We start from the raw sequence: 14215 nt of genomic DNA on the forward strand, positions 1-14215 counted from the left end.
GACCGGCGCTACCCTTCCCCTCACCCAATGTAATTAAACAGCGACAGCTTGGAAATCTGCACGAAGGTCTGCTGTGCCGCGTCGAGCGTGATTTTCTGCTGCGTGAGGTCGGATGCGGCCTTGGCGTAATCCAGGTCCTGGATCGTGGACAGGGCGTCGCTGTACTGGAGGTCGACGTCGGTGCCGAGATTGTCCAGGGACTCGATTTCCTTCAGGCGGGCGCCGACGGAAGCGCGCACCGTCAGTACGTTGTCGAGCGCCTTGTCGATATTGCCGTGCGCGGTATCCAGTCCGGCCGTCAGTCCGGCCGTGCCCGGCGTCTGCAGCAGGGTCACGAGGTCGTTGAGTGTCTTGAACACGTCCTGCGGTGTGCCGGTGCCGAACACGGTGTCGCCCGTCACGTTCATCGCGATCTGGCGCGAGCCGTCGACCTGCACCATCTGCTGCCCGCTGTCGCCGATGTAGGTCGCACCGGCGGCGGTCCTGGTGAAGGGCTGGGTGTCGCTCTTGTAGCCGGAGTACATGTAGTTGCCGAGGCCGTCGCGGGCGTTGGCCAGGCTGACGAGCTGGTCCAGCTGTTCCTTCAGGTCGATGGCGATCGAGTTGCGGTCGGCATCCGAAAATGCGCCGTTGCCCGCCTGGATCACGGCGGTCTTGGCGTCCTGCAGCAAGGTGGTGACCGATCCCAGGTTGCTCTCCACCAGGTTCAGCGCATCCTTGACGTTCTGCCGGTTGACGCCGTACTGGGTATTGACGGACTGCGACTGGGAGATCTCGAGCGCGCGTGCCGAGCCGACCGGATCGTCCGACGGTGCGAGGATGCGCCGGCCGGTCGCGATCTGCTGCTGGATCTTGGCCAGGCTGGTCTGCTTTTCCATGAGCCGGGCCACGCCGGTTTCGTAGAAGTTGGCTGTGCTGATGCGCATGATGATTTACTCCTAGTTGCCGATGCTGAGCAGGACGTCGAACAACTGGCTGGCGGTCTGCATCACCTTGCCCGCTGCCTGGTAGGCCTGCTGGTAGCGCAGCAGGTTGGTGGCTTCCTCATCGAGGTTCACGCCGGATTCGTTCTGCTGGGCGGCTACCGCCGATTCGAGCAGCTTGGCCTCCGCCGCGCTGGTCACTTCGAGTTCATGCGTCTTGCTGCCTATCTGGCTGACCAGCTGGCCGTAGGCACCCTGGAACGTGTCGCCGCCGAGCACCTTGCTGGTCTGCAGTTTCGCCAGCAGCAAGGCATTGTCGTTGTCCTTGGGGTCCGCAGGCGTTGACCCGGCAACGGCGATCTTCGTGGTATCACTGATCGCAAGTCCGAATTGCGAAGCGCCGTTCGCGGTGGGCCGCACCAGGAAACGGTCGCCGAGCGCCGGGGTGCCGGATGTCAGGTTGAAGTCCACGCCGTCGACGGTGACCGGGAAGCCGGAGAAGTTGGTGACCGTGCCGTCGGACACGCGGGTAATCCTGTATGCGCCCGTGCCGACGGCTTCGAGCATGTAGTCGCTGGTCGTCAGTGCGGACGGATTGCTGATGCTGGCGCCGACCATGGCGGCCGCCGTCTTGTCGTTCGTGCTGCTCGCATGTACCAGCGGCACGGCCGCCGTGAAGAATGCGCTCCCCGCTACACCGTTCTGGTCGTACCCTTGCGCATGCTGGGCATTGAAGGTCATCGCCAGCCCGAGCGCCACGCGGCCGAGCGCGTTCTGCGCCTGGTCCAGCGTCTTCGAGCGGAAATCAAAGAGGCCGCTCAGCCGGCCGCCCGTCAGGTTGCTTTCGGGCAGCACGGTCGTCGTGCCGTTCGAACGATAGGCCACTTCCAGACGCGTGGGGTCGGTATCCGACGGCACCGCCGCGAGTTCGTAATTTTTCGCGCCCATCACCACCGGCTGACCATTGCCGATGAAGACGTTGTAGCTGTTGCCCTGCTTGACCACCGAGACCTTGACTTCCTTGCTCAGCTCCGACACCAGGTAATCACGCTGGTCGAGCAGGTCGTTCGGCGCATTGTCGATGCCGCCCGCGCTCTGGGCCTTTTCGATGGAGTCATTCAGCTTGGCGATCTGGCTTGCGTAATTGTTGATCGTGCTGACCGAGGATGAAATTTCCCCATTCACCGCTTCGCGCATCTCGCTCAGTCTGCCGCTCATCGCCTGGAAGCGCGCTGCCAGGGCCGATGCATTCGACAGCGCTAGCTGGCGTGATCCCGAAGCATTCGGATTGGTCGTCAGGCCCTGGATGCTGTTGAAGAACTCCTGCATCGAGGACGAAATGCCCGACGAGGTATCGGCGAGCATGTTGTCGATCTGCTTGATCTGGCTGTAGTAGCTGTCGAGGGCGTTCTTCGAGGTCTGCGCGCTGAGCACCTGGTTGTTCAGGAATTCGTTGTAGACCCGCTTGACCGCGACGACCTCGGTTCCCTTGCCGACGAATCCGTATCCCGCATACTGGGCATTCGCCGGGCCCTGGATCACCACCTGGCGGCTGTAGCCGGGCGTATTCGCATTCGCGATGTTGTGGCCGGTCGTGGCGAGTCCCGTCTGGGCTGCCGCCAGGGCGCTTTGGCCGATGCTGAGGATACTGGAAGCCATAGGATCTTTTTCTTTATAGCGTTAGCTGCTTCAACGGCAGGCCGCGGGAAAACTTGAGGCGGCTGTCTTTCTTGTCAGGCCGACAACGAATGCTTGATGATCCGCGCCAGCTTCGTCGCATAATGCGGGTCGGTGGCATAGCCGGCCTGCTGCAGGCCGCGCGCGAAGCCGACGGCGTCCTGCGCGCTGGCCAGCACGTTCTCGTAGCGCGGATTGTTTTTCAGCAGCCTGGCGTAGTCGCGGAAGGCGTCGGCATAGGAATCATAGGCACGGAACTTCGCGATCCTGGTCTGCGGGACGCCGTTCACGTATTCGGTGGTGGCCACTTCCACCACCTTGCCCTTCCAGCCACCGGTGGCCTTGATTCCGAAGAGATTGTGGCTGTTGGTGCCATCGGCTCCCCGGATTTCCCGCTTGCCCCAGCCGCTTTCCAGTGCCGCCTGCCCGAGCATGAACTTGGCGGGAACGCCGGTGGCGCGGCTTGCTGCCTCCGCATGGGCGGCGAAGCGCTCCTGGAAGGCCCGCACATGCGCCGACTTGGAGGTCCTGGGCCTGACTGTATCGGCGACGGGTGCCGCCGTTTCACTGGCCGGCTTGCCCGACTTGACTGCTTCAACTGCATTCGCGGCCGCAGCTTCCTTGTCCGGCGCCGGCTGCGGCGTCCGGGACAGCTGGCGCACCAGCACATCGGCCAGCCCTACCCCACGCGAGGCCAAACTCTGGCTCAGCTGCTGGTCGAGCATGGAGGTGTACATGCGGCTCTGTTCGCTGTCGAAGGGACTGTCCTGCGGTGTCGCCTGCCGCATGCTCTTCATGACCATGTTCATGAACAGGGCTTCGAACTGCTTCGCGGTCGCCTTCAATGCCTCGGGCGATTCCTGCTTCGCCGCCTGGCGCAGCTCGTTCATGTCCTTCACATCGAGGGCGAACCGGCCGGAGAGATTGGTGGAATTGATCATGGCGCGAGTCCGTCAGATGATTTCCAGTTCGGCGCGCAGCGACCCCGCCGCCTTCATCGCCTGCAGGATCGCCAGCAAGTCCTGGGGCGTGGCGCCGATGGCATTCAATGCCTTGACCACGTCCGCCAGAGAAGCGCCGCCCTTCAGCATCAGGACCTGGCCCGGCTCCTTCTTGATGTCAATCTGCGAAGACTGGGCGACCACCGTCTGGCCGCCGGAGAATGGCGCCGGCTGGCTGATGACCGGCTCGGAATGGATCACGACCGAAAGATTGCCGTGCGAAACGGCACAGTCTTCCAGCGTCACTGCCTGATTCATCACGACCGACCCGGTACGCGCATTCAGGATCACCTTTGCCGCCATCTGTGCCGGCGTGACGTTCAGGCTTTCCAGCGCGCCGAGGAAGGACACGCGCTCATCGCTGTCGACCGGCGCACGAACGCGGATGACGCGGCCGTCGCGGGCGGCTGCGGTACCGGGGCCGAAATTCTTGTTGATTGCCTCCACCACCCGGCTCGCAGTGGAGAAGTCGGTTTCATTCAGTTCCAGATGGATGCTGTCGCCCTGGCCGAGCGAAGTCGGCACCGCGCGCTCCACTGTCGCTCCCGCCGAGATCCGGCCCACGCTCAGGTGATTGACCTGGGTCTTGCTGCCGCCTGCTGCCGCGCCCACGCCGCCCACCAGCACATTGCCCTGGGCCATGCCGTAAATCTGGCCGTCGGCACCTTTGAGCGGCGTCATCAGCAGCGTGCCGCCGCGCAGGCTCTTGGCGTTGCCCATCGAAGACACGGTGACATCCACGGTCTGGCCCGGCTGCGCAAAGGGCGGCAGCGAGGCCGTGACCATGACTGCCGCGACATTTTTGAGCTGCAGGTTGGTGCCCGGCGGCATATTCACGCCCATGCCCTGCAACATGTTGATGACGCTTTGCACCGTGAACGGCGTCTGCGTCGTCTGGTCGCCGCTGCCATCGAGGCCGACCACCAGGCCGTAGCCGAGCAACTGGTTCTGGCGCACGCCCTGGATGCTGGCGAGTTCCTTCAGGCGCTCAGCTGACGCGAGCGGCGCTGCCGCCAGGCAGAAGAGGCCGAATACGGCCGGGATGAATTTTTTTCTGAATGCTTGCATGCTGCGGTCCTCGGTTTACAGCGGCGCCAGGCTGAAGAAGAAGCGCGCGATCTGGGACATGAATTCAGCATGGTCGATGCGGCTGTTGGTGCGGTATTCGATGCGCGCATCCGCCACCTGAGTCGAGGGAACGACGTTACCGGCGGCGATGGTGTCGGGATTGACCACGCCCGAGAAGCGCACGTATTCCACGCCCTTGTCGAAGGCAACCTGCTTTTCGCCCACGACCACCAGGTTCCCGTTCGGCAGCACATCGGACACGGTCGCGGTAATGATGCCGGTGAAGTTGTTGCTGGAGCTGGCAGCGCCCTTTTCCTCGAACTTGTTCGCGGTGGAAGCGCCTGCGCCGATGTTGGCAAGCGTGGATGCCGGCACGCTGAACAGCTTGGATATCGAGGACGAGGTGCTGCCGTCCTTGCTGCCGGATGTCGCCGAAGACTTGCCGGCGCTGGTTTTCTCGTTGATGGCAATCGTGATGACGTCGCCCACCAGGCGCGCGCGCCGGTCTTCGAACATCGGGCGATAGGAGGAGGTCTGGAAGATCGCACCATTCGGCACGGCCGGCGCAGCCGCCTGCTGCGGGCGAACCATCGTCGGCTGCTGGACGATCGTGGTCGGTGTGGTGGTGCAGCCGATCAGGCCGGCGGCGACGGCAGCCAGCAAACCGCTTGAAGAAATCTTGTTCATCTCAGTCTTGCTCCCTTCGGGGACTGCGTGTCATCCCAGCCCCAGCCAGCCATCCTAGAGCTGCGACAGCCGCTGCAGCATCTGGTCGGATGTCGTGATCGCCTTGCTGTTGATCTCGTAGGCGCGCTGGGTCTGGATCATGTTCACCAGTTCTTCCACCACGTTCACGTTGGAGGTTTCGACATAGCCCTGCGCCAGCAGGCCCGCGCCATTGGTGCCGGGTGTGGTGGTGTTCGGATTGCCGGACGAGGCGGTCTCCACGTACAGGTTTTCGCCGCGGCTTTCCAGCCCGGCGGGATTGATGAAGGTTGCCAGTTGCAGCGCGCCCACCTGGATCGGGTTCACGACGCCGGGCTGCGTCACGGACACGGTGCCGTCACGGCCGATGGTGAGGGTTTGCGCATTGGCGGGAATGGTGATCGCCGGCTGCACCGGGTAGCCGCTGGAAGTCACCAGCTGCCCCTGGCTGTCCATGTGGAAGGAACCGTCGCGGGTGTAGGCGGTGGTGCCATCCGGCAGCAGCACCTGGAAGAAACCTGCGCCCTGGATCGCCACGTCCTTGTCATTGCCGGTTTGCTGCAGATTGCCCTGGGTGAAAATGCGCTCGGTCGCCACCGGACGCACGCCGGTGCCGATCTGCAGGCCGGTGGGCAACTGCGTCTGCTGCGAGGATTGCGCGCCCGGCTGCCGCATGGTCTGGTACAGCAGGTCTTCGAACACCGCGCGCGAACGCTTGAAGCCACTGGTGCTGACGTTGGCCAGGTTGTTGGAGATCACGTCCATCTGCGTCTGCTGCGCATCCAGACCGGTTTTGGAAATCCATAGCGAACGAATCATTTTCTTCTCCCGTCGGCCGCTGCCCGGCCGGCACTGTACCGGTTCACGTACCGGTGCTCATGGTGGATTATCTGCTGGCCGTGCTCAGCCCAAAGACAGGAGCTGGCTGGCTTTCGTATCGTTGCTCTCCGCATTCTTGAGCACGTTCATGTGGGCTTCGAACTGCCGCGCGAGGCTGATCATGTTGACCATGGCATCGACCACATTGACATTGCTGCCCTCCAGCGCGCCGCCGATCAGCGTCACATTTGCATCTGCATCCGCGGGATTGTCATCCTTCAGGCGAAACAGGCCGTCATCGCCGCGCGTCAGGTTCTCTTCCGGCGGATTCACCAGCTTGATGCGTCCAAGCACGGTCACCGACCTCTTGCCATCGGTCGGAATCGTCGAGATCGTGCCGTCCTTCGCGATCGTGACGCTGACATCGGGCGGAATGCTGATCGGTCCGCCGTCGCCCATGACGCTCAATCCGCTCTGGGTTTGCAGCACGCCGTTCTCGTTCATCTTGAGGCTGCCGTTGCGGGTATAGGCCTCGCCGCCGTCGGCCGTCTCGACCGCGATCCAGCCCTGCCCCTGCACTGCGACATCGAGGTCGCGGCCGGTGTTCTGGATCGGGCCGGCCCGGAAGTCGGAACCGACCGTGGCATCCACTACGAAGGCGCGCGTGGGCAAGCCCTCGCCCAGCACCGGCACGGCGCGGAAGGAATCGAGCTGGGCCCGAAAGCCGGTGGTGTTGGCATTGGCCAGGTTGTGCGAAACATTGGCCTGCTGCTCCAGGATATGCTTCGCGCCGGTCATGGCGGTATAGATCAGGCGGTCCATGTTTCTCCCTCGGCTATAGCCCGCAATCCTGCCCCTTCCCCCTTGCAGGGGGAAGGTCGGGATGGGGGTAATGAGTGCCGATCATCTATTGATCAATCAATAGCTCAAGCAAGCCATTACCTCAGGTTGACCAGCGTCTGCATCAGCTGGTCCTGCGTCTTGATGGTCTGGGCATTGGCCTGGTAGACGCGCTGCGCGGTGATCATGTTCACCAGTTCGGCCGTCAGGTCGACGTTCGAATCCTCGACTGCCGAGGCTTGCAGGGTACCGAGCTTGCCGGTTCCGGGCTGGCCGGCGACGGCGACATCCGAAGCGGCGGTCGGCGCCCACAGGTTGTTCCCCATCGGTTGCAGGCCGTTCGGATTCGGGAAGCTGAACAACGCCACCTGGCCCAGCGACCTGGTCTGCCCGTTGCTGTAGCGGCCGAGGACGATGCCGTTGCCGTCCACGGTGAAGCTGGACAGGTTGCCGTCCACGTAGCCGTTCTGGGTCAGGGTCCTCACATCGAAGGAAGAGCCGTATTCGGTTGTGCCCGCAATGTTGATCGTGATGTTCAGCGGATCGACGCCGGGAATGTTGATCGCGGGGACGGTAAGCTGCCCCGGGGACGGCGTGGCCAGGGAACCGTCGGTATTGAAGGTCAGTGCCCCCAGGTCCATCGACGGCCGCGGCGTGGGCGGCGGCTGGACCGTATCGTCCGCGGCATAGACATGCCAGTCGGTCGCCGTCTTCACGTAGTACAGTTGCAGCTGGTGCGAATCACCCTTGCTGTCATAGGTGATGATGGACGTGGAATTGTTGTAGGTCAGCGGATCGTCAGGATTGAAGGGAGAAACGGTCGGAGGTTTTGCTCCCGTCTGGAGATTCACCGCAGTCGTGATGGTGCTCGTCGCCTGCGGCGGCATGGCGGCCGATGGAATCTGCAGGTCGACGATCTGGCCGCTCGGCACGCCATTCGCATTGAGGTTGTAGCCGCTCAGCCGGAGCCCCTGGGAGTTGACGATGTAGCCCGACTTGTCGAGCGTGAACTGGCCGTTGCGGGTGAAGTACACCGTGCCATTGTCGTTCATGCCGAAGAAGCCGCCGCCGTTGATCGCGATATCCAGCGGATTGCTGGAAGAAGTGATGTTCCCCTGGGAGAATTGCTGCGCGATCTGCGTCACCTTGGTGCCGATGCCGACCTGCGATGTGCCGCCGCCGTTTAGCGAGCTGGCGTAGATGTCGGCGAACTGCGCCTGCGATCCCTTGAAGCCTACGGTATTGGCGTTGGCCACGTTGTTGCCGATGACTTCCAGATTCTTGGAAGCCGCATTCAGGCCGCTCAGTCCCTGTTGAAAGCTCATGTCGTTCTCCTGTTGTCCTGTTTCCCGCGGCGGTCAGATGATCTGCCGCACGTCATTCAGCGTCACCGAGCCGATGGCGGGCACGTTGAGCTTCACGCCCTGCGCGCCGGTCGTCACGCTGCCGACCACGCCGAACGCGAGCGACGTGGCTTGCACCTGCTGTTCCCCGCGCGTCGCGACGACCTGGAAGCTGTAGGCTCCCTCGGCCGCATCGGCACCGCTGTCGGTCTTGCCATCCCACTGGAAACCCTGGATGCCGGCCTCCTGCGAGCCGAGGTTGATGCTGCGCACGACGCTTCCCGATGCATTCATGATCTTCACTTCCAGCTTGTCGGCCGGTTCGGCAAGCTCCACACCGAAAGCACCGATGCCTTCGGCCAGGTTCAGGTTCGATCCCGGCACCAGCACGCCATGTCCGATCATGCCGGCCGCCTGCAGCCTCTGGTTGGACTGGTAGTTGCCCATCAGCGCTTCGAGCGAGCTGTTGAGCTTGTCGATGCCGGTGACGGTCGACAGCTGCGCGAGCTGGCTGGTGACCTGGGCGTTGTCGAGCGGATTGAGCGGGTCCTGGTTCCGCATCTGCGTGACCAGCAGGGTCATGAAGCGGTCCTGGGCATCGGCAACCGTACTGTTCCCGCCCGACTTCGTCGGATTCATCGTCGACAGCAGGTCGGAAGACACGGCATTGGATTGAATCGTCGTCATGGGAATCCTCTCTTACTGGCCGAGCGTCAGGGTTTTGAGCAGCATGGTCTTGGCGGTATTCATCGCTTCCACATTGGTCTGGTAGGAACGCGAGGCGGAAATCATGTTCACCATTTCCTCCACCACATTCACGTTGGGCATGGTGACGTAGCCGTTTTCATCGGCCTGCGGATGCTTGGGATCGAACACCTTTTTCAGCGGCGAGGCATCCTCCACCACCTGCTGCACCTTGACGCCGGTGGCTTCCTGGCCGGCGACCGGCACTGCGGAAAACACCACCTGCTTCGCCCGATAGGTCTCGCCGGTGGAACTGGTGGTGCTGTCGGCGTTGGCGATATTGCTGGCAACGACGTTCAGGCGCTGGCCCTGCGCGCTCATGGCGGAACCGGCGACATTGAAGATATTGAAGAGCGACATGATTATTGTCCCTGGATGGCACTAAGCATTTTCTTGATTTCGGCGCTGACCATGGTCAGCCCGGCTTCGTAGCGCACGGCGTTGTCGATGAACTGGTTGCGTTCGGCATCCATGTCGACGGTGTTGCCGTCGACGCTGTCCTGTCTCGGCGAGCGATACAGCAGTGGCACGCCTGCGGCGGTGCCGTTTGCACCCTGCCCCTGGAGATGCGCAGCGGTGGTCGTTGTCATTGCGCCGGGTGTCGCGCCGCCCTGCGACAGGGCCTGCTTCAGGGCGCCGCTGAAGTCGATGTCGCGCGCCTTGTAGTTCGGCGTATCCGCATTCGCAATATTCGATGCCAGCAGCTGCTGGCGCTGCGCCCGCAGGCTGAGCGCCGTTTCATGGAAACGCAGCGCTTGGTCGAGTTTTGTTATCATCACCGCCTCCGCAATGGTCCGGCTAAAGAGGCCGGGCCTCATGCCGATAAGGGATTCATCCGGATCATAGCGAAGCCCCCTTCCCCGGCATCGCATGATAAGAACGCGATTCCCGGGCCTGTTTGCTGGTTTGGATTGACGGCCGCCGTTTAGGATTCATCCTGGCGTCAATCCATCTGTGACCATGAAAACATTTTCCCGAGCCCTGTTTTCCCTCCTCCTTCTGGCCGTCGCGCATGGCGCGGCTGCACAGGAGTCGAGCGCACGCCAGGAGCATGACGCGCTGCGCCGGGTCGCGGAACAGTTCCTGCGCACCCAGTCGGCGGGCCTCCCGGGACAGGTCAACATCCGGGTCGGACAAATCGACAGCCGCCTGCAGCTCGCGGCCTGCGCGGCGCCGGAAGCCTTCCTGCCGCCCGGCAGCAAGGTCTGGGGCAAGACCACCATCGGCCTGCGCTGCGCGGCACCTTCTCCATGGACCGTGTATGTCGGGGCTACTGTCCAGGTGATCGGCGAATATCTCGTGACTGCCGCTCCGCTCGTCCAGGGGCAGCAGATCGGCAATGAACATCTGGCGAAGGTCAAGGGCGACCTGACCGCCCTGCCCCCCGGCATCGTCACCGATGCATCACAGGCGCTCGGCCGCTCGCCCGTGATGTCGCTGCGCGCCGGCATGCCCTTGCGCCAGGACATCCTGCGCAGTCCTTCCGTGGTACAGCAGGGACAGGTGATCCGCGTGGTGTCCGGCGGCCCCGGATTCCAGGTGACAGCCGAGGCGCGGTCATTGACGAATGCGGCGGCAGGACAGGTGGCGCAGGCCCGCACGGCTTCCGGGCAGGTGGTCAGCGGCATCGCCAGGGCGGGTGGCGTGGTCGAGGTTACATATTGAAACCCTGAGCCCCCTGCTTTTACAATTGAAGCTTCTAAAGTTTCCGGCAATTGCGTCGATAACGAGCATGACAAGTGGCAAAAACCGACGCAAAACCAACGTAAACTGATGACCAGACAAGGAAAATGCCGTGAAAATTGACGATTCGATCAAAAAAGCTGCCGGCCTGAGCGTCGGAACCACCTCGACCCGTTCCAGCAAGAGTGCCGACAAGGCCGGCGCTGTCAGCCAGCCGGCATCCGACAGCGTCAAGCTGTCACCCCAGCTGCAAGCCCTGTCCGGCCAGCTCGCCGATACCACGGTGTTCGACTCGAAGAAAGTGGAAGAAATCAAGGCCGCGATTGCGGAAGGCCGCTTCCAGGTCGATCCCGAAAAAGTCGCGAATGGCTTGCTCGACACCGTGACCGATCTGCTGCGCTCCCGCAAATCCTGAACCACCCTAAGAGTTCCACCGCCATGTCATCACGCACCCCAAGCCCGGCAAGCCATCTGAGCGAAGAGCAGCAGGCCGCACGCGCCCTGCTGCAACTGCTGCAACAGGAAGAGGCTTGCCTAGTGGAGTCGGACGCTGATGGTTTGGCAAAACTGACCGGGGAAAAGGCCCAGGCGGTTGCGCGCATGGCGGAACTTGCGGCACGCCGCTACGATCTGCTCGAAGCCGCCGGCTTCGAAGGCAAGGAAGCCGGCATGGAAGCCTGGCTGGAAATTGCCGCCTCCGGCGAAGCGGCCAGGAATGCCTGGGCGGACCTGCTGGCAGTGGCAAGATCGGCCAAGGAACTCAACCGTACCAATGGCCTGATGATCGGCCAGCAGCTGGCGCGCAACCAGAGCGCGCTCAACATCCTGCAAGGCGGCGGGCAAGGCGCCAGCCTCTACGGCCCGAATGGCCAGACCACCACCAGGACATCCAGCCGCGGCCTGGCCGTCGGCTGATTTTTTCTGCCCCATCTCCAGAAAGTAGGGTGCGCCATGCGCACCGTGCAATTTTGGTGCGCGCGGCGCACCCTACTTCCCGCGAAAAATGCTGCGGCGCTGAACAACTTCGGCGTCTGTATTCCAGTGACAGGCTGAGCACGCAATTCTGGCAGCATGCTGCCCGCCTGCGAAGCGGATTGCGCCTTCAAGGGGAGCGTCGGATGTGGGGTGCGCCGTGCGCACCATGCAATTCCGGGGCGCACCGCACCCTGCTCCCCTTATTGAATTGACGGCGCCTCCACCGGAACTTCCCTCACCACATCCGGCAGGCTGGACATGATGGTGACCGTGACGCGCCGGTTGCGTTGCCGTCCTTCCGCGGTATCGTTGGTTTCGGCAGGCTGGGTCGGTCCGTGGCCGACTGCAGTGAGGCGGGTTTCCGCCACGCCGCTGTCGACGAACAATCTCACTACGCTGCTCGCACGCACCGCCGACAATTCCCAGTTCGAGGGAAAGGCGGCATTGTTGATCGGAATGCTGTCTGTATGGCCTTCGACCTGGATCGCATGCCCGTCATCCTTCAGCACCTCGGCCACTGCCTTCAGCGCCGCGCTGCTCTCTTCCGTCAGCTTCGCTTCGGCGGGCGCGAACAGCACGCTCGCATTGATCTCGACGCTGACACCGCGGCTGGTCTGGGTCACGCGCACCTTGCCCTGGCTGACCAGCGGCGCCAGCGCCTTCATGATGTCGCGCGCGATGCCGGTCATCCGTTCCTTTTCGCGGCGCAGAGCTTCTAGGGCGCGCCGCTGTTGCATAGGTATCAGCTTCGGCTGCTGCAACTGCATGGGCGGCGGCTCCTCGCTGCGAATGGCGGGGGCATTGCCGAAGGCTGCGCCCAGGGACTCGGACAATGCCTTGTATTTGCTTTCATTGAGCGACGACAGCGCATACATCACGACGAAGAAGGCAAACAGCAGCGTGATGAAGTCGGCGTAGGAAACGATCCAGCGCTCGTGGTTCTCTGGTTCTTCCTCGTAGCGCTTGCGAGCCATGGGCTGCCTTATCGGTATGCAGACATCTTTTCCTGGATCACGCGGGCATTGTCGCCACCTGCGATCGAGAAAAATATGTCGGCCAGCATTTCGCGCCGGGAGACTTCCTCGGCCACGATGGCCTTGAGCTTGTTGGCGATCGGCAGGAATACCAGGTTGGCGAGGCCAACGCCGTAGATCGTCGCCACGAAGGCCACGGCGATGCCGCTGCCGAGCCTGGCCGGCTCCGACAGGTTCTCCATGACATGGATCAGGCCGAGCACGGCGCCGAGGATGCCTATCGTCGGCGCATAGCCGCCGGCGGCTTCCCAGATCTTCACCGCCTGCCTTTCCTTACGCTCATAGGAAGAGATGTCGACTTCGAGGATTTCGCGGATCTTGCCCTGCTCGGCACCGTCGACGATGAGGCGCAGGCCCTTTGCAACGAAGGGGTCGCGCGCGCTTTCCTGGAAGCGTTCCAGGCTGAGCAAGCCTTCGCGCCGGGCGGTCGCGCTCCAGGCCTGGATTTGCAGGCTGGCGGCGGCAAAGCCATCCTTCGGGGGCGCAATGATCCAGCGCGCCATGGCCACCCCGCGCAGGAAATTTCCCATGCCGCTTTGCAGCAGGACCGCGCCGACAGTGCCGGCGAAGACGACCACGAAGGCGGCGGGCTGCAGCAGCGAGCCGACATGACCGCCCTCCAGGTGCTGCCCGAGCAGAAGCGCGGACAGCCCGAGGAAAAGACCGCCTAGGCTAGCCCAGTCCATGCCTTCTCCTTCAGCCTGGTGCGCAGGCGCGCGATCGCCTGGCTGTGCAGCTGGCAGACCCGCGATTCGGACACGCCCATGACGGCGCCGATTTCCTTCAGGTTCAGCTCCTGTTCATAATACAAGCCCATCAGGATCTTTTCCCGTTCCGGCAGGTTCTCGATCGCCTCGATCACGGCGGCGCGGAAACCGCCGGCCAGCAGGCTTTGCAAGGGATCGCTCTTGTCGTCGACGCAGTAACGGTCGAGGAAGTGGTCGTCGCCTTCGCCGCCGTGGAAATCCTCGTAGTAGATCAGCTGGTGGCCGCTGCCATCGGTGAGCATTTCCTGGTATTCCTTCAGCGAGACCTTGAGTTCCTTCGCGATCTCCGCTTCCATCGGCATCCTGCCCAGGCGCTGCTGCAAGTTGTTCATGGCCTCCTCCACCTTGCGCATGTTCTGGCGGATACTGCGCGGCAGCCAGTCGCTGCTGCGCAATTCATCCAGCATCGCACCCTTGATGCGCTGAACCGCATAGGTTTCGAACTGCGCCCCGTGATGGTCTTCGTAACGATTGGCCGCATCCAGCAGCCCGATCATGCCGGCCTGGATCAGGTCGTCCACTTCCACGCTGGGCGGGAGCTTGGCCTTCATCTGGTGCGCCAGCCGCTTGACGAGCGGTGCATGCTCTTCCAGAAGGTTCTTCTTTTCCGATTTTCCGCTGACGGTATACATAAAA

General features: G+C 62.9%; 17 protein-coding genes. 3 read left to right on the forward strand and 14 right to left on the reverse strand.

What is annotated here, in order from left to right:
• Window positions 1–20 precede the first annotated feature (20 nt).
• The 11 genes from flgL to flgB all read right to left on the reverse strand — a co-directional run bounded on the left by flgL (window position 21) and on the right by flgB (window position 9896).
• Window positions 21–926 (reverse strand): flagellar hook-associated protein FlgL, encoded by a 906-nt coding sequence (flgL, locus tag HGHM_RS08940; RefSeq protein WP_019141184.1) that lies wholly within the window; start codon window positions 924–926, stop codon window positions 21–23.
• Between the two features lie 12 nt (window positions 927–938).
• Window positions 939–2582, reverse strand: coding sequence for a flagellar hook-associated protein FlgK (flgK, locus tag HGHM_RS08945; RefSeq protein ID WP_019141185.1), 1644 nt, complete (start codon window positions 2580–2582; stop codon window positions 939–941).
• Window positions 2583–2656: 74 nt separating this feature from the next.
• Entirely contained in the window at window positions 2657–3541 is an 885-nt protein-coding gene (gene flgJ / locus HGHM_RS08950; RefSeq protein WP_019141186.1) for a flagellar assembly peptidoglycan hydrolase FlgJ, read from the reverse strand.
• A 12-nt stretch (window positions 3542–3553) separates the two neighbouring features.
• The gene (locus HGHM_RS08955) at window positions 3554–4669 is read right to left on the reverse strand and encodes a flagellar basal body P-ring protein FlgI (RefSeq protein WP_019141187.1); all 1116 of its coding nucleotides are present in this window, start codon (window positions 4667–4669) and stop codon (window positions 3554–3556) included.
• Between the two features lie 15 nt (window positions 4670–4684).
• A complete protein-coding gene (locus HGHM_RS08960; RefSeq protein ID WP_019141188.1) occupies window positions 4685–5356 on the reverse strand; it encodes a flagellar basal body L-ring protein FlgH in 672 nt (223 codons plus the stop codon).
• Window positions 5357–5410: 54 nt separating this feature from the next.
• Window positions 5411–6193 (reverse strand): flagellar basal-body rod protein FlgG, encoded by a 783-nt coding sequence (flgG, locus tag HGHM_RS08965; protein ID WP_019141189.1) that lies wholly within the window; start codon window positions 6191–6193, stop codon window positions 5411–5413.
• Window positions 6194–6277: 84 nt separating this feature from the next.
• Complete coding sequence (gene flgF / locus HGHM_RS08970) at window positions 6278–7015, reverse strand: flagellar basal-body rod protein FlgF (RefSeq protein ID WP_019141190.1); 738 nt, start codon at window positions 7013–7015, stop codon at window positions 6278–6280.
• 116 nt (window positions 7016–7131) lie between these two features.
• Entirely contained in the window at window positions 7132–8358 is a 1227-nt protein-coding gene (gene flgE, locus HGHM_RS08975; RefSeq protein WP_019141191.1) for a flagellar hook protein FlgE, read from the reverse strand.
• 33 nt (window positions 8359–8391) lie between these two features.
• On the reverse strand, window positions 8392–9063 hold the full coding sequence (locus HGHM_RS08980; protein WP_019141192.1) for a flagellar hook assembly protein FlgD: 672 nt from the start codon (window positions 9061–9063) through the stop codon (window positions 8392–8394).
• 12 nt (window positions 9064–9075) lie between these two features.
• Complete coding sequence (flgC, locus tag HGHM_RS08985) at window positions 9076–9480, reverse strand: flagellar basal body rod protein FlgC (protein ID WP_019141193.1); 405 nt, start codon at window positions 9478–9480, stop codon at window positions 9076–9078.
• Window positions 9481–9482: 2 nt separating this feature from the next.
• Window positions 9483–9896 carry a flagellar basal body rod protein FlgB gene (flgB, locus tag HGHM_RS08990; RefSeq protein WP_026075844.1) on the reverse strand — a complete coding sequence of 138 codons (414 nt, stop codon included), beginning with the start codon at window positions 9894–9896 and terminating at the stop codon, window positions 9483–9485.
• Window positions 9897–10080: 184 nt separating this feature from the next.
• Between flgB and flgA the strand changes: the two genes are divergently transcribed.
• The 3 genes from flgA to HGHM_RS09005 all read left to right on the forward strand — a co-directional run bounded on the left by flgA (window position 10081) and on the right by HGHM_RS09005 (window position 11718).
• Window positions 10081–10785, forward strand: a complete 705-nt coding sequence (gene flgA, locus HGHM_RS08995; protein ID WP_019141195.1) for a flagellar basal body P-ring formation chaperone FlgA — start codon at window positions 10081–10083, stop codon at window positions 10783–10785.
• A gap of 130 nt (window positions 10786–10915) precedes the next feature.
• On the forward strand, window positions 10916–11218 hold the full coding sequence (flgM, locus tag HGHM_RS09000) for a flagellar biosynthesis anti-sigma factor FlgM (RefSeq protein ID WP_019141196.1): 303 nt from the start codon (window positions 10916–10918) through the stop codon (window positions 11216–11218).
• Between the two features lie 23 nt (window positions 11219–11241).
• Window positions 11242–11718: a flagella synthesis protein FlgN gene (locus HGHM_RS09005; RefSeq protein WP_019141197.1), complete on the forward strand. Its 477-nt coding sequence runs from the start codon at window positions 11242–11244 to the stop codon at window positions 11716–11718.
• Between the two features lie 260 nt (window positions 11719–11978).
• Here the strand turns inward: HGHM_RS09005 and motD are convergent, their stop codons facing one another.
• From motD to HGHM_RS09020, 3 genes are read right to left on the reverse strand one after another with little or no spacing between them, the layout of a single operon-like run.
• A complete protein-coding gene (motD, locus tag HGHM_RS09010; RefSeq protein ID WP_019141198.1) occupies window positions 11979–12752 on the reverse strand; it encodes a flagellar motor protein MotD in 774 nt (257 codons plus the stop codon).
• Between the two features lie 8 nt (window positions 12753–12760).
• Window positions 12761–13498 (reverse strand): flagellar motor protein, encoded by a 738-nt coding sequence (locus HGHM_RS09015; RefSeq protein WP_019141199.1) that lies wholly within the window; start codon window positions 13496–13498, stop codon window positions 12761–12763.
• Entirely contained in the window at window positions 13480–14211 is a 732-nt protein-coding gene (locus HGHM_RS09020) for an RNA polymerase sigma factor FliA (RefSeq protein ID WP_019141200.1), read from the reverse strand. Before HGHM_RS09020 ends, HGHM_RS09015 begins: the two co-directional genes overlap by 19 nt.
• Between the last annotated feature and the right edge of the window lie 4 nt (window positions 14212–14215).

This window comes from Noviherbaspirillum massiliense JC206 (genome assembly GCF_000312045.1).
Classification (GTDB): domain Bacteria; phylum Pseudomonadota; class Gammaproteobacteria; order Burkholderiales; family Burkholderiaceae_D; genus Noviherbaspirillum; species Noviherbaspirillum massiliense.

Coding starts and splice junctions, on each gene's coding strand:
- HGHM_RS09020 (WP_019141200.1), bottom strand. CDS start 14,211: ATGTATACCGTCAGCGGAAAATCGGAAAAGAAGAACCTTCTGGAAGAG.
- HGHM_RS08955 (WP_019141187.1), bottom strand. CDS start 4,669: ATGCAAGCATTCAGAAAAAAATTCATCCCGGCCGTATTCGGCCTCTTC.
- flgL (WP_019141184.1), bottom strand. CDS start 926: ATGCGCATCAGCACAGCCAACTTCTACGAAACCGGCGTGGCCCGGCTC.
- HGHM_RS08980 (WP_019141192.1), bottom strand. CDS start 9,063: ATGACGACGATTCAATCCAATGCCGTGTCTTCCGACCTGCTGTCGACG.
- flgA (WP_019141195.1), top strand. CDS start 10,081: ATGAAAACATTTTCCCGAGCCCTGTTTTCCCTCCTCCTTCTGGCCGTC.
- flgE (WP_019141191.1), bottom strand. CDS start 8,358: ATGAGCTTTCAACAGGGACTGAGCGGCCTGAATGCGGCTTCCAAGAAT.
- flgC (WP_019141193.1), bottom strand. CDS start 9,480: ATGTCGCTCTTCAATATCTTCAATGTCGCCGGTTCCGCCATGAGCGCG.
- flgJ (WP_019141186.1), bottom strand. CDS start 3,541: ATGATCAATTCCACCAATCTCTCCGGCCGGTTCGCCCTCGATGTGAAG.
- flgB (WP_026075844.1), bottom strand. CDS start 9,896: ATGATAACAAAACTCGACCAAGCGCTGCGTTTCCATGAAACGGCGCTC.
- flgF (WP_019141190.1), bottom strand. CDS start 7,015: ATGGACCGCCTGATCTATACCGCCATGACCGGCGCGAAGCATATCCTG.
- motD (WP_019141198.1), bottom strand. CDS start 12,752: ATGGCTCGCAAGCGCTACGAGGAAGAACCAGAGAACCACGAGCGCTGG.
- HGHM_RS09015 (WP_019141199.1), bottom strand. CDS start 13,498: ATGGACTGGGCTAGCCTAGGCGGTCTTTTCCTCGGGCTGTCCGCGCTT.
- flgK (WP_019141185.1), bottom strand. CDS start 2,582: ATGGCTTCCAGTATCCTCAGCATCGGCCAAAGCGCCCTGGCGGCAGCC.
- flgG (WP_019141189.1), bottom strand. CDS start 6,193: ATGATTCGTTCGCTATGGATTTCCAAAACCGGTCTGGATGCGCAGCAG.
- HGHM_RS08960 (WP_019141188.1), bottom strand. CDS start 5,356: ATGAACAAGATTTCTTCAAGCGGTTTGCTGGCTGCCGTCGCCGCCGGC.
- HGHM_RS09005 (WP_019141197.1), top strand. CDS start 11,242: ATGTCATCACGCACCCCAAGCCCGGCAAGCCATCTGAGCGAAGAGCAG.